Annotated in this window: 13 protein-coding genes; 2 read left to right on the top strand and 11 right to left on the bottom strand. The window is 42.3% G+C overall.

The features are described from left to right. Positions 1 to 302: hypothetical protein (locus RMZ42_RS09100; protein WP_322671112.1), on the top strand; the 302-nt coding region annotated here is incomplete at its 5' end. On the opposite strand, the gene trpC is transcribed toward RMZ42_RS09100, so the two are convergent. From trpC to RMZ42_RS09070, 6 genes are all read right to left on the bottom strand, one after another. Then, the gene (gene trpC, locus RMZ42_RS09095) at positions 285 to 1,118 is read right to left on the bottom strand and encodes an indole-3-glycerol phosphate synthase TrpC (RefSeq protein ID WP_322671111.1); all 834 of its coding nucleotides are present in this window, start codon (positions 1,116 to 1,118) and stop codon (positions 285 to 287) included. The two genes, RMZ42_RS09100 and trpC, sit on opposite strands and share 18 nt — an antisense overlap. 135 nt (positions 1,119 to 1,253) lie before the next feature. Then, the gene (locus RMZ42_RS09090) at positions 1,254 to 3,458 is read right to left on the bottom strand and encodes an anthranilate synthase (protein ID WP_322671110.1); all 2,205 of its coding nucleotides are present in this window, start codon (positions 3,456 to 3,458) and stop codon (positions 1,254 to 1,256) included. Between the two features lie 357 nt (positions 3,459 to 3,815). Then, complete coding sequence (locus RMZ42_RS09085; RefSeq protein ID WP_322671109.1) at positions 3,816 to 5,012, bottom strand: 3-dehydroquinate synthase; 1,197 nt, start codon at positions 5,010 to 5,012, stop codon at positions 3,816 to 3,818. Then, positions 5,009 to 5,653 carry a DsbA family oxidoreductase gene (locus RMZ42_RS09080; RefSeq protein WP_322671108.1) on the bottom strand — a complete coding sequence of 215 codons (645 nt, stop codon included), beginning with the start codon at positions 5,651 to 5,653 and terminating at the stop codon, positions 5,009 to 5,011. The genes RMZ42_RS09085 and RMZ42_RS09080 overlap by 4 nt, the downstream gene beginning before the upstream one ends. A 12-nt stretch (positions 5,654 to 5,665) precedes the next feature. Next, entirely contained in the window at positions 5,666 to 6,745 is a 1,080-nt protein-coding gene (gene tyrA / locus RMZ42_RS09075) for a bifunctional chorismate mutase/prephenate dehydrogenase (protein WP_322671107.1), read from the bottom strand. Positions 6,746 to 6,782: 37 nt separating this feature from the next. Further along, entirely contained in the window at positions 6,783 to 8,135 is a 1,353-nt protein-coding gene (locus RMZ42_RS09070) for a glycosyltransferase family 4 protein (protein WP_322671106.1), read from the bottom strand. A gap of 153 nt (positions 8,136 to 8,288) precedes the next feature. On the opposite strand from RMZ42_RS09070, the gene RMZ42_RS09065 reads away from it, so the two are divergent. Further along, entirely contained in the window at positions 8,289 to 8,594 is a 306-nt protein-coding gene (locus RMZ42_RS09065) for a hypothetical protein (protein ID WP_322671105.1), read from the top strand. Here RMZ42_RS09065 and scyF read toward each other — a convergent pair. From scyF to scyB, 5 genes are all read right to left on the bottom strand, one after another. Next, positions 8,565 to 9,761 (bottom strand): scytonemin biosynthesis PEP-CTERM protein ScyF, encoded by a 1,197-nt coding sequence (scyF, locus tag RMZ42_RS09060; RefSeq protein ID WP_322671104.1) that lies wholly within the window; start codon positions 9,759 to 9,761, stop codon positions 8,565 to 8,567. The genes RMZ42_RS09065 and scyF overlap by 30 nt on opposite strands. Positions 9,762 to 9,933: 172 nt before the next feature. Beyond that, positions 9,934 to 11,310 (bottom strand): ScyD/ScyE family protein, encoded by a 1,377-nt coding sequence (locus tag RMZ42_RS09055; RefSeq protein WP_322671103.1) that lies wholly within the window; start codon positions 11,308 to 11,310, stop codon positions 9,934 to 9,936. 127 nt (positions 11,311 to 11,437) lie between these two features. Beyond that, a complete protein-coding gene (locus RMZ42_RS09050; RefSeq protein WP_322671102.1) occupies positions 11,438 to 12,703 on the bottom strand; it encodes a ScyD/ScyE family protein in 1,266 nt (421 codons plus the stop codon). Between the two features lie 89 nt (positions 12,704 to 12,792). Continuing rightward, entirely contained in the window at positions 12,793 to 13,764 is a 972-nt protein-coding gene (scyC, locus tag RMZ42_RS09045) for a scytonemin biosynthesis cyclase/decarboxylase ScyC (protein ID WP_322671101.1), read from the bottom strand. Positions 13,765 to 13,789: 25 nt separating this feature from the next. Next, positions 13,790 to 14,851, bottom strand: a complete 1,062-nt coding sequence (scyB, locus tag RMZ42_RS09040; RefSeq protein ID WP_322671100.1) for a tryptophan dehydrogenase ScyB — start codon at positions 14,849 to 14,851, stop codon at positions 13,790 to 13,792. Between the last annotated feature and the right edge of the window lie 157 nt (positions 14,852 to 15,008).

The raw sequence follows: 15,008 nt of genomic DNA, 5'->3' as shown, positions 1-15,008 counted from the left end.
ACGAGGCTTTGATACTCGTGAATGAGGCTTTTATCTCCGTTAACGAGTCTTTTATACTCGTGAATGAGGCTTTTTGCTCCGTTAACGAGGCTTTGATACTCGTGAATGAGGCTTTTATCTCCGTTAACGAGTCTTTTATCTCCGTTAACGAGTCTTTGATACTCGTGAATGAGGCTTTTATCTCCGTTAACGAGTCTTTTATACTCGTGAATGAATATCAGAGCTTCATTTTTTTAGATTTACCAATTACGAATTACGAACTTGTACTGAGCGTAGCCGAAGTATTACGAATTACGAATTAGTAAAATCTCACGCACAGCTTGTTCTACATTGCTTTGTTTAACTAAAGACTCGCCAATCAAAACTGCACGCGCGCCAGCCTCAGCGACAAGAGATAAATCAGCAGGTGTATACAGTCCAGACTCGCTGACGACGGTGATATCTAAGCTTTGTAATTGTTGTTGACGCTCTGCTAAAAGTTGCTGTGTGGTTCCTAAATCAAGGGTAAAGTCTTCTAAATTGCGATTGTTGATTCCTACTAAACTTAGGTTATCAAGCTTTAGCACTCGATCCAGTTCAGCTAAGGTATGGACTTCTACTAGCGCAGTCATGCCCAAATCGTGAATTACTCGCAAAAAGTCTTGGAGTTCTCGATCTGATAAAATAGCTGCAATTAACAATACTGCATCTGCGCCTGCTGTCCGTGCTAAATAAATTTGATAGGAGTTAATGATGAACTCCTTGCACAGTAAAGGTAATGCAACTTGTTGACGCACTTTTCGCAGATTATCAAAACCACCCTGAAAGAACTTTTCGTCAGTCAGGACTGATAAACAAGCTGCACCACCTCGTTCATAAGCTTGAGCAACAGCAACAGGGTCAAAATCTGCGCGGATAACCCCACGGCTAGGTGATGCCTTTTTTACTTCAGCAATTAAACTAGGTTGATTGGGATTATCTTGCAAAGCAGTCAAGAAATTTCGCACAGTCGGGGCTGTATTTAACTGTTGTCGCAAGGAGGCTAAAGGCAGTTCTTGCTGCATTTGTGCAACTTCTTGCCTTTTATGCGACACAATTTCTTCAAGAATATGACGGGGAGGGGCAACTTGGTTAGTCATAAAATGCTAGAGGGATTAGGGAGCAGGGGAGCAGGGAGCAGGGGAAGCAGGGGGAGCAGAAAAGCAGGGGAGCAGAGGAGAAGTTGCAGTAAGTCTTTCCCCAATGCCCAATGCCCAATGCCCAATGCCCAATGACTAATGACCAATGACTAATGACTCTTTAATTTGCGTATATGCACGCACCACATTTTTAATTATTTTCAGACCGACTTCTCCACCTAAAGTCATGATTGATTCTGGATGAAACTGAACGGCGGCGATGGGAAGTGTTTGATGTTCAATGCCCATAATTACGTCGTCATCAGAAATTGCTGTTACTTTGAGTTCTTTTGGCAAACGTTGCGGTAGGGCAAATAATGAGTGATATCTACCCACTGCAAAGGATTCTGGTAAGTTGTTGAAGGTGACAGAATTGGAATCGGTGACGAAAATTCGTGAGGATTTCCCATGTTGAGGATAGTTAAGAACTCCCAATTCGCCATCAAAAGCTTCAACGATGCCTTGCAGTCCTAGACAAACTCCGAAAATCGGAATTTGGCGATGCAGAAGCGCACCGACAGTCTCGGAAACCCCAAAATCACTTGGTCTACCAGGGCCAGGAGATAATACAACTAAATCAGGGCGTTCTGTATCGAATAACGATTCCGAGAAACCATGACGCAGTGTAGTAACGCTTGCACCAGTTTGGCGAATGTAATTGGCTAGGGTATGAACAAATGAGTCTTCGTAGTCTATTAGTAAGATGCGTTTGCTAGATTTTACGCCTGGAATCTGTTTACTTAATTTTAGAGAACCAGACTTATCAATTTTCTGACTCGTTTGCTTTACACGGCGAATCGTTTCAAATAAAGCAGCAGCTTTGGTAATTGTTTCTTGTTCTTCTGCTTGAGGTATGGAGTCATAAAGGACAGTAGCACCGACTCGCACTTCAGCGATGCAATCTTTTAATCGAATTGTCCGTAGAATTAAGCCAGTATTTAAATTCCCGTTGAAATTTAAATAGCCGACTGCTCCACCATACCAACGTCGGGCGCTCTTTTCGTGCCGTTCAATAAAATCTATTGCTGCCCTTTTGGGTGCGCCGGTGACTGTAACTGCCCATGTATGCGAAAGAAAGGCATCTAAAGCATCGAATTGCGATCGCAAAGTACCCTCAACATGATCTACTGTATGTATCAGGTGGCTGTATAATTCAATCTGGCGACGACCGATGACTCGTACTGAACCAGGTTCGCAGATTCGAGATTTGTCATTGCGATCGACATCAGTACACATGGTCAACTCAGCTTCATCTTTATGAGAGTTGAGTAACTGACGAATTTGCACCGCATCGTCAAGAGCATCTTGTCCCCGACTAATAGTGCCACTAATTGGACAAGTTTCTACCCGCCTACCTTCAACCCGCACAAACATTTCTGGAGATGCACCAATCAAATATTCGCCACCTAAATTAAAAATAAATCCATAAGGACTGGGATTTATTTCCTTTAAGGTATTAAATAGCTTGCTGGGTTCGTCTTCATAGCCTTCAAAAAAGTTTTGACTAGGAACAACTTCAAATAAATCGCCTCTGCGGAAATAATCGAGTGCAACCTCAACTTTTTTCGCATATTCGCCTACTTGATGGTCAGCAGTTTGATTTGGTAAAAGATGTTTGCCACGATAATCTACAGACTCACCAGTTCTCGGAAGATTCTTGGTATTGCCATGCGCTGTTTTAAAATCATATTGGAAACGAAATGCACGTTGCTGATAATAGTCAACAACAATCAATTCGTCTGGCAAATAAAGCACCAAATCGCGCTGATCTGTAGGACGTTCTAGATGTTGAGTAATTGGTTCAAACTGAAAAACTAAGTCATAACCAAACGCACCATACAAGCCTAAATGCTCGTCTTCTTGACTAGAGAAAGTATATAGAATTTCGCGGACAACGGTAAATGATGAAGGCTGTTTACTACGTTCCTCTTCAGTAAATAATTTTTTTGTAGCTTTAATAAAGCCGACAATATTGTTATTTTCTTGGGTGATGTTCTCAAGTTGTTCTGACTGGGATAGTTTCTCTACAAGAAATGGTAAAAGTACTTGACCGCGTTCATTCAACGCTATCAAAGTGAAAGAGTTTCCTTGGGTAGTCAACTCTAACGGTGGATTGACAAATCCGATCGCCCATCTTTTGTATCTGCCTGGATATTCGTAGCTACTCCTTAGCAATCCTCCACGCTGAGAATTTAAATGGAACAGAATATCATCAAGGGCAGTGTCCATCTTAACTTCAGTGATGGAGCGAGAAACACTTACACCGCCGAGAGTATTGTAGGAACGTGAATCAAAAACCATGAGTAATTTCTCTAGAATATTTGTTAGTCATTCATTAAGCAGCAACCATTAATCATTATTAGTAGTTATTTTCAAACCTAGAACAGACTTAGATAATCTTTTATCCATCCAAGCCAACATATTCTTTTTAAAAGATGTAATCAAAAACTTTTTGCTTCTTATTTAACAATACTAGATATCAAGCAGATAAGACATTGAATAATTTTTCGATTGGGTGTCAATTTATTCGCTTTTTATACTGCTTTTCTAGTACATTTACCAACAACCCTATAAAAAAAATCCGCCTCCCCCAAAAGTAGTAAATCGCCTCATAAAACCTCTGCGTTCCTTTGCGCTTCCCTCAGCGTCCCTCTGCGTTTAAAACTCCCCCCTCACTTCCTGCAACAGAGATATTGCTTGCCGATACAACAACAAATTCACCTCATGAACCTCAATTCTTTTTCCAATCCCTTTCAACAGCGTCAAAGTCAACTCTCCCCCCAAATGTTCGCGGAATTCAGTCAAACCCCGAAACAAACAATCAGGATCTTCCAATTGTGATAACTTCTCAGCTAGTTCTGGCACATACAACGTGAAACCCAACGCCGATAAACTATTTAATATCCGTTCCCACTCCGAACAATCCAGCAATCCTGCTAAATAGGAATAAGTGCTATCCAGAGCAATACCGATCGCCACAGCTTCGCCATGACGTAAGCGATAATTTGTCAAATGCTCCAGTTTATGAGCCGCCCAATGTCCAAAATCCAGGGGACGAGACGAACCCATTTCAAAAGGATCGCCGCCATTGGCAATATGTTCTAAATGCAATTGAGCGCAACGATAGATAACCTGTTGCATAGTATCCATATCTCGCCGCCTCAAAGCTGCGGTATGAGAGTGGATAAAATCAAAAAAGCTAACATCCTTAATCAGTGCCACTTTGACTGCTTCTGCAATCCCAGAACGCCAATCGCGATCGTCTAGAGTTGTCAAAAAGGCAGAGTCATTTATAACTGCATAAGGTGGCGCAAATGTGCCAAGAAAATTCTTTTTCCCAAAAGCATTGATGCCGTTTTTGACGCCAACCCCAGAATCATTTTGCGCTAACACCGTTGTCGGCACCCGAATTAGCCGAATTCCCCGGTGAGCAGTTGCGGCTGCATATCCTACCAAATCCAACACCGCCCCGCCCCCGATCGCTAACACATAAGAGTGGCGACATAATCCAGCAGCTTCAATCTGTTGCTGGATTTGCTCTAATAATGTGGGATCGTTTTTGGCAGCTTCTCCCCCCGAAATTATCATCGGTTCGGCTGCGATCGCTAGTACCTCTGCATAAAACTTGGTATACGCGACTAATTGCTTCACCAATTCAGGTTGATACTTTAATATTCCTGCGTCTATTACTGCAACTAATTTCTTTGGCTTTGTCTCCTCATCCGCACCAATCACTTGGGCTAAGGTAGGATTTTTTAACTCAAATAAATTGTGGGTAAAGTAAACTTCGTAATTAAAAGTAACCGAAACACTTTGATGAATTAATCTACTTTTTTGCTTGATGTCAACTATCATATTTTTGCAGGTATATCTAAAAGTGCAGCACGATTCAAAGTTTCCAGGAATACCTCTACCGAGTGAGAACCATTTACCTTAACTTTGTCATTGATGACGAAGAACGGCACGCTGTTGATGCCATTTAACCGAGCAAATGTTGATTCAGCAATAACTGCATCACTCACCGCGCGATTGTTTAATTGCAACTTTAATTCGCTAGCATTCATCTGATACGCTGTACCGATGGCAACAATAACGTCAATATCTCCAATGTTCAAACCGTCTTCAAAGTAAGCTTGATAAATAGCTTCGACAACATCGTTTTTTACGTTTGCGGGTGCAAGTGCAATCAGTTGATGAGAAAGCTTAGTATTGACAGCCAAACGGATTTTATCAAAATTTAGCTTAACTCCAGCCGCCTCACCTGCGCGTTGCGTACTATCAAATATCTGTTGTATTTCTGCCGCTTTCATACCTTTTCTATTTTGCATAAAGCTGCGGAATTCGTATCCTTCGGCAGGAACAGTATTATCTAAAAGAAAAGGATGCCAGCGAATATGTACTTTTTGTTCTTGCTGTTGTGCTAGTGCATCAAACAGATGTTTTTTCCCAATTCTGCACCAAGGACAAACAGTATCGTGAAATATGTCTATCAGCATATTTTTGTGGATTTAAATGCTAATATTTGTGTGAATTTTTGGTTGAAAATCTCTTTGGATAGCCATTGTATTTAAAGGCTGGATAAAAGTGTTGATTTTATCTTCAAAAAAACTTTGAGCCTTTTCAAATTCTTGAATTAATGCATCTTTGTCTTTCTTTGCTACTAGTTTCGCCAAACGGCTGTAAGTATCAGCTAAAAAGCTAATTGTATCACACCTTTCTTCTGTAGCGAGCATAATATCCACACATAAGTGAGGGTTTTGGGAAAACAAACGTTTAACAATGTCAATTTCTTGACGGTAGTTAGGAGTTGACATTGTTAAACTCTGCTCTATGTCCACTTTTACTTGTGCTAAGAAAATGCCAAGACTAAATCTACAGAAATGTTGCGTTGCTTGGACAATCGTCATCATGCGATCGTGTTCTTCAGGCGTACAAACAATTAACTCTCCACCTTGGCTTTTAATAAAGTCTAAAAACCATTGAAATGAATCATCATTTCTACCAGGACACACTACTACTTTTTGTCCAAAAAACGATTTGATATTTGGCCCAAACATTGGGTGTAAACCCATGACTGGCCCGGAATGGTGTTCGAGCATTGCTTGAGTTGGCTGTGTTTTAATACTCGTAATGTCACACAAAGCGGTAGTTGGGGCGAGGTATTTAGCTGCACGCTTGATAACATCAACTGTATGTTCAATAGGAACGCTGACTAAAACTAATTCTGTCTGACTTAATAGTTGCTCTGCGTATTCCCAATCCTCGGATTCGAGGACGCTAACATTATTACCTACTAGCGAAAGTTGCTCTTTAAATAATTTTCCCATCCTACCGCGTCCACCGATGATGGTAATTTGTTGGGGACTGACATGATTTGTTTTATATTTAGGAATTAGAGTAGCATGACAACTATTTAGCAAACTTGCCCAAACAGATTCAGGAATACCAGCTTGGGCGAGCAGGGGAGCGACATCAGCCAGTTGTTCATCTAGAGAAGGTTGTTCTGATGCTGCTAATAATGATATGCGATCGCTCAATAAGGCGATCAACTTTTGGTCTGTTTTTTTCAGCCGATCTGAATTTGTCATTTGTCACTTGTACTGAGCGAAGCCGAAGTATTTGTCATTAGTCATTTGTCATTTGTCTTTGAGATATCACGCGCACTAGGGGTAAGGTATGTACCAAAAGCTCTTGCTCAACAAGTGATTCTTTAGAACTTAATTTGGGCAAGATATCCAAAGTTGTTGCTCTTTTGGCGATCGCATCATAAAATAACTCTTCATACCGATCTAGCGCTTGCTCAAAGGAGTAGTTTTCTACCGCAAACTTTCTTCCTTCACGCCCTAATTTTGCTGCTAGTTCTGGCTGATTATATAAATCTAATACCGCAGCGGCCAAAGCATCTGCTGACTCAGGCTCAACGATAACGCCGCCGCCGCTTTCTTTGATAGCTTTGGCAGCAGTACCAGTGGCGGGAACTGAACCGACAATTGGGCGACCACTGGCTAACAGCAGTGGTATTTTAGAAGGCATATTGAAGGAAATCACATTGCTCTTTTGCACAATCAAGCCAACATCAGCAGCTGCTAACATTTGCGGTAGTTTTTCTCGCGGTTGCAATGGTAGCAGCAAAACGTTATCTGCCCCACAAGCAAGACAATGTTTTTGTAACCTTTCGAGAGCTTGAGATTCACCTGCGATCGCAAAGACAATATCATTAATATGACGCAACCGAGATGCTGCTTCTATTACTGTCTCTAAACCTTGCGTCAGAGCAATATTACCTGAATAAAGTACTACAAATTTATCATCAAGTTGATGGGAAGCTCTCCAGGAGTTATTCTCCTTTGGTAAAGGACGGATAAAATTTAGATTTACCCAATTTGGAATGCAGGCAATTTTATTAGCAGGTACACCTTTATGGATTAAATTATCTACGAAACCATCGGCAATCACGCTAATGGTATGTGCAGTTCGGTAGGCAAATTTTTCTAAAGCTTCCAGAGCTTGAATCATCAACTTATTCTTAATTAGCCCAACACGCACAGCAGCTTCCGGGAGGATATCTTGCACATTCAGCACTACTGGACAGTTGTATAGCCAACTTATTAAAGTTGCAGGTAAGCAAACGAGTAACGGTGGCACTGTTAAGAGAATTAAATCAGGTCGCTCACCTTTGAGAGCTTGTGGCAAACTTGTAAAGACAAAGCTCAACTCTAGCAGTAGCCGATCTATAAGGTTAGGTTTAGATTTAATCCGCAAGTAACTACGCTGAATTTTGACACCATTTTTTTCTTCAGTAACGTATAACTTACCCCGATAGCGATCGTAAATCTGACGCTGAGGATAGTTAGGCATACCTGTGATTACCCGCACTTGATGCCCTCGCTTCACCAGCCCTTCTGCTAGTTCAGTCATCAAAGGTGCAATACCAATTGGCTCTGGATGATAGTTGTATGAATAAATCAGAATGTGCATTAACCGTTAATGTGCTAAAAGCACCTTGATAATCTTGGCTTTATTTAGTATTTCCAGTTTTTATCTCCCTGATTCCAGATTTAATGACCTGAAATTTTCGTAAGGTGTGTTACCAAGGGCATAACGCACCCCACGAAACAGAAGTTTTAGATTTTGTTTAATCCACTTCAGCCTTTGAACTCAGAACTTCAGCCTCTGAACTCGGAACTTCAGCCTCTGAACCCGGAACTTCAGCTTCTGAACTCGGAACTTCAGCCTTTGAACTCGGAACTTCGACCTCTGAACTCAGAACTTCAGCCTCTGAACTCAGAACTTCAGCCTCTGAACTTGGAACTTCGACCTTTGAACTCGGAACTTCAGCTTCTGAACTTGGAACTTCGACCTCTGAACTCGAATTCGGTCACTTTACTGCTACTCAATCATGAGAACTCAGCACTGTTTTTGCAACGTCTTCTCTAAACTGAAGACTGGCTTTTGTTGCCCGCGTTTTCGCAATGTGACGGTAGCAGCGCCAAGTCCAAGCAATGCTAAACCCAATGCTGAACTAGGTTCTGGTACTTGCCTTCTGCCCTCTACGTTTAGCACTTGGACGCGACCTTGGAAGAAATCGCCCACATACAGCTTGCCATCTTTGAGGGTTGTGCCACCAGTCCAGTTAAATCTGCCTGGTGTGAGGTCGAGGGGATTACCAAAAGGAGGGCCAGTTAATGCTGGAGGCGGTACAGGATTACCTGATGCATCGCGGGCATTTTCACCGTAGGAAGTCAAGAACTTACCGTTTTTATCAAATACCTGAACGCGGCTGTTGATAGAATCAGCTACATAAACATTCTCTTGATCGTCCACTTCGATGCCAATTGGCTGAAGAAGTTGTCCAGGGCCGCTACCTGCTGAACCAAATGCGTACAGAGGTTTGCCATTTGGATCGAGTACCTGAACGCGGTTGTTATACTGGTCAGCTAGAAAGATATTTCCACTGACTGGGGAAATTCTTATACCTGCTACACCTTGAGTTTCTCCTAGTGCAGTGCCTAAAGTGCCACCAATGACACCAATTTGCTTTCCGTCAGGTGTGAATTTGAGGATTCTTTCGCCGTTAAAATCACCTACGTAAACGTTGCCAGTCTTGTCAAAAGTCACACCAGATGGCCCAAAGAAAATCCGATCGTTTACACGAGGGGTAAAATCTCCGTTTGCAAAGGATCTAATAAAGTTACCCTGAGGATCGAATTGATTAATGCGGTTGTTGTAAACATCACCTGCATACAAATCCCCTGTTACGGGATTAAAGTCTACAGTTGTTGGCTCGTCAAACTGTCCGGGCCCTGTGCCGCCGGAACCAATTGCTCCAATATACTGACCGGTGGGACTAAATTTTTCAATTTTGTTACCGAGGTTGTAGTTAGGAGTACCATCTGGGTTAACACCGCGTCCGTTAGCTATGAGGGTATTCCCCGAATCATCTACCGTTATCCCTTGGGGAACAAAAAGCTGCCCTGGCCCGAAGCCAGGACTGCCGATACTTCTGTCGTAAGTTAATGTTACAGCTTTGGCTTGGGCTGCTGTTGCCAACACCATCAATCCAGTACCGAGAATGCCAATTGACAAATTTTTGACTAATCCCATGAGTTTTAAGTCCTGGTTGTATAAGGTATACTCTTTCCTAGACTAATTTTGTTCCCCGTCCTAGTTTGGGAACTCTGAAATTTGGGCTGCTGCCTCTTGTTGGAAATGCAACTTTCTCTTTTGGGCAGCAGCCTATTCTGTAAGCTTTACCTGGTGTCAGGTAAAGAGGGATTTAGACAGTCTCTGCTTCGGTTAGCAACTCTTCACCCAATTTGTGTTGGCGTTTGCGCTTGGCGTAAGCAGCAGTTGCGCCTACACTAGCAAGTGCTAGTAAGCCGACTACTGAACCAGGTTCGGGGACTTTTTCAACAACGACACCATCCACCCGAACAACTTCCCCGCGTTCTGGGCCGACACCGCGATTGGTAATATAAATCTTGCCATCAGGGCCAATATCAATTCCATCAGCCGAATCTAGCCCTTGACCTGCTGCAACAAGCGTTGTACGAGTGCCGTCAGGAGCAACTTGGATGAGAGATCCAGGTAGATTTGTGATGTCACCCCCCAACTGGGACTTGTCGCTGAACTGTAAAACCAGCAAATCACCTTTCTCATCAAAGGTTAGGTCGGTGATGTGCGTAAAGCCATCGAGAAAAACTTCTGGTTTTTGATCTTCGCCAATGCGGAAGATCCGCGATTTACCATCTGGATAAGGAAAACCCGTATATTCACCAACATATAAAGCTCCATCGGGGCCAATTGCGCCACCTGTGGGTACTGATTGAATTGCTATTTTTCCTCCTGGAAGTTCCTCTAATAGCCCAGGAGGTAATTGTAATCCTGGTGGCAAATCTGACTTACTAATAATATTTTTAGGAATTGCGATCGCTTGTGACTTACTTCCGTCAAGCTTGATTTTGTAAGCAGTGTTCCCGCCCCCATCAACGACATAAGCATTATCGCCACTAATAGCCAGATCGTAGGGATTGGTAACTACATCCCCCTTGTCTGGATTTTGGGTGATTTCATTTTTAGCAAAGTCAAAAATACTATTGAGAGATCCGGTGTTCAAGTCAACTTGGTACAGTTGTGCTAGAAGCGGCGTATTCAAAACTTTATCGGGTGTTGATGGCGGGAAAGTAGCAAGTTGCTGTGGTGGGAGTGGGGATTTAGAACCAAGGTTAAGTGTTGCTAGATCGCGGTTTCCTGGATAACCGGCAAACCCTGTCAGCAGATAAGCATTCCCTTTAGAATCGAATTGTATGTCTTCAATACCAGCGCCTTGGTTGCCGGTGGGTTGCTCTGCTAAAGACTGAAAGTTATTAAGTAGACGCTGTTTTGTGCCGTTTGGTGAAACTTTGACCAGTGAACTAGTATTACCAGCACAGATAGGCTGAAACAACGTACTCGGAGATGGTTGGCAATTTCCGTTTCCGCCGATACCTGGCTCTGCTACGTAAAGACTGCCGTCAGGGCCAAAGCTAACACCCCGTGCATTACTAACTCCATCGACAACTGTCGTTAGCGTTGCAGCTTGTGCAGATAGTGTTCCACAAATAGCAGTAAAACAAAATGTAACAGATGTAAGAGCAAATGACTTGAGTTTCATACCTTTGGAGATTGAGAGTTAAATAATTTGTTTGGGGAAACTTTTATGGTTTTAAAGACAACGAATTGCAGTCTTTGAGGAACGCAAGATTGGTTTGAAACTCTTTATTCGAGCGCCACGACTCTATTTATGGGAGGTTTGGTAGCTCTTTCTTCTTGTGCAACCAACCAACGCCCAAGGCAGCGATCGCTAACACACCTAAAGCAGAATCAGGTTCAGGAATAGACTTGGTATTTTCAATTTTGAGAACTTGTCCAAGTCCTGGGCGATCGCCTCGGTTGGTAACGTATACTGCACCATCAGCACCAATAGTCAGGGCACTAGGCGACTCTAATCCATTGCCACTCAGAAGAGTTGTACGTGTGCCATCGGGAGCTATTTTGATCACAGAACCATCAAAATCACCCTTCCAAGCTGACTGATTGGCGTACTGCAAAGCATACAAATTGCCCGCAGGATCGAATTGCAAGTCTGTAAGTTGGGTAAAACCATCGGCGAAGACTGATGATTTCCCATCAGCACCGACTCGATAGATTTTTGCGCCGCCTTCTGGGAAAGGGAAACCAGTAAATTGGCTGATGTAATAAGCACCATCAGGCCCTTTTGCTACACCCGAAGGTACTGGTTGAGTGGCAAACTGCGATGGGCCTCGCACCGCTTCCCCTTGAGATGGAACCTGTGCCGGTTCATTGGATGGGGTATCAGAAGGTGGAAAGACGGGATTAGTTAATATGTCTTGGGGAAAGGTAGTAAGAGCTTGCAAGTTACTACCACTAGTATTAACACTGAGTAAGTCGTTTGCACCTGCATCAGCTACAACTAACTTATTGCCATCTATTACAAAACCCAAGGGATTGCTACCGACATCACCACCATCGGGATTATTGGCGAGTTCATAGTTAGCTAAATCAGCAACACTCGTCCAGGAATTGGTCTTAAAGTCGGGAGCAATGATTTTACCGAGGTCAGTGTCACCTAAATTGCGATCGCGAAAGGTTGGATTCGCCCCATACCCAATCAGAACATAAGGTTTACCTGTAGCATCAAATTGGATGTTACGAGGGCCACCGGCTCCAGTACCATCTGGTAATGCTATAGAAGGAAGTCCTGTAAGTATGCGCTCGGTTTTACCATTCTCAATTTTGGTAACTGCCCCACTTGTGCCATAGCATAGAGAATCGCCTTGACCGCTTGCTGGTGGCACACAACCGCCACTTCCCCCGATGCCCGCCTCTGTAACATAGAGATCGCCATCAGGGCCAAAGCTTAGTCCTCCGGCATTATATAGACCGTCGGCGATTACTGAAAAGGATGCAGCTGAGGCAGCTTTCATTCCCGAAAAAGCGGTAACACAAAAAGTTAGGAAGGTAATAGTAAGTTGTTTCTGTTTCATATTTCGTCATTTGTCATTTGTCATTTGTCCTTTGTTCTTTGTCCTTTGTCCTTTTTTCTGTTAGTTGACCAATGACCAATGACCAATGACTAATGACTATTAACTAGTGGCTCTGGAGCTTTTGGTAGATAGCTCATTCCTCGATCAAATGATTTGAGGTTGCCAGCTTTGGCTTCGAGTAAACGTTTGATGTTCATGCTCTCAGCGCCATAGTCTTCAATTTGAAGTTTGCCGTGGGTTACAGTTCCATCTGTTTTCCAAAATGTGATTCGATGCAGGATAAAACCAGAGGCTTCTGGGTCAGCGAAAGCGTAAGCGGTTGGAATGAGTAACGCTACAGAACGCTGATAATATTCGTAATCTGGATAATAATATTCTTGCTCAAGCAAGTAGTATTTACTCAGACTATGAACGCGCACAGAAACTTTTACCTTCTGGTCATATTCATCTTTGAATTCACCTGAATCAGAAGTAATATCGCCATTCGGTCGCAGTAGATGTGCCCACTCATCTATGTTTTGTAAATCCTTTAAGTATTCAATACCAATTTCAACTGGGGCATCAACATAAATGGTGTCTGTATCAATAAAGTGGCTTCCTTTAGCTGCTGAGGTCAGACCAGCTTTACGTTCCAAATTCCCTTTGAGAGAGCGACATTCAGAAGTATGTACTGTGTGAATTCCTTGCATGATCATCTGAGTCTGCCGTTTGGGATCGACAAAGCTCAACCAGTGAAAGTACACACCTTTTTCATCTGTTCCCGGCTCGATATAATCAGTGGGAAATAGCAAAACAGGGTAAACCTGAAAATATTTCTGATACTCTAATCCACAGTGCCACTCAATGCCGTAGAAAAGTGGATTTTCTAATTTTTTAACATGATAATAGAGATTTTTGTGATAACCAGACGCAGTTCCCAGCCAGGTATCTTCGTCAATTTGCTCTTTCATCCGGCTATAAAGCGTCCATTCATCTAAGTTTTTTAAACTACAAAGATACTCAAAAGCGCTTTCTGGGGAAGTAGCAATATATGCTGATGTAGCAAAGGTATTTTTTTCCATTTTTCACTCCTGAAGATAATAATAATTAAGCTGCGATCGCTGTAGTTTTACTTCGCTTAATCTTGTCGATCCGGTCTTCTGCTAATCGTCTGGCAGCATCGTTGGTAGTAACTCCTTGCTCTTTAGCAATCTCAAAAATTGCTAATAGCGTGTCATAAATGTTATGCACTTGCTTGAAAGCTTTTTCTTCGTCATAACCAATCATTTCGTTATAAACATTAATTAATCCTCCAGCATTAATTACATAATCGGGACTGTAAAGTATCCCTTTTTTGGCAAGCATTTGACTATGTAATTGCTCATTATCCAATTGATTATTAGCTGCACCAGCAATAATCGAAGCTTGCAGAAAAGGAATTGTATGACTATTAAGAATTCCTCCTAAAGCACAAGGAGAAAAGATATCTACATCAAGTGAGTAAATTTCAGATGGTTCTACAATAGTTGCGCCAAAAAGCCGTTTCACTTCTTCTGCTTTGACTGGATCTACATCGCTAACAAAAAGCTGGACATCATGCTCATGTAAGTGACGACAGAGATTTTTACCAACATTTCCTAAGCCTTGAACTGCAACTTTCATCCCATCAAGTCTTTTGCTCTGCCAACGAGATTCTACAGCAGCTTTAATTCCCAGAAAAACTCCTAGTGAAGTTATGGGAGCAGGCCCGCCAGATTTTTCTGATACCCCAACAACATATTTCGTTTCTTGACTAATTGTCCGCACATCATCAGGAGTAATATTGACATCTTGTCCGGTAATAAAACGTCCATTCAGGCTATCAACAAAACGTCCATAAGCTCTTAACAAATCATCTGTTTTATTTTCAGGATTAGCTATAATAACTGCTTTTCCCCCACCCGCCGGAATGTTGGCACAGGCAGCTTTATATGTCATTCCACGACTCAGACGAAGTGCGTCTTTTAAAGCAGCTTCTTCGTTGACATAAGGCAAGATTCTTGTAGCTCCCATCGCTGGGCCCAAGGTTGTGTCATGGATGGCAATAATTGCCTTAATTTCTGGATTTTTACCATGACAAAACAGAACTTGTTCGTGACCCATTTCTCTAACAGTTTCAAATAGCAGCATCTTGTCCTCTCGATATTGGTTGGAATTGTTTAGAGAAAGTAATGAACATTACAAAATATAAAGATATAGACATAAAAACACTCTTGAATATTAAGATTAGATGAAGTTAAGAAAAGACTTAGGGTTTAAAAAAGAAGTTTTAGATTCCAGCTTTTTG

The organism is Nostoc sp. DedQUE05, assembly GCF_034530955.1.
In the GTDB taxonomy this organism is placed as follows: domain Bacteria; phylum Cyanobacteriota; class Cyanobacteriia; order Cyanobacteriales; family Nostocaceae; genus Nostoc.
This window is presented reverse-complemented; position numbering and strand designations above follow the sequence as displayed.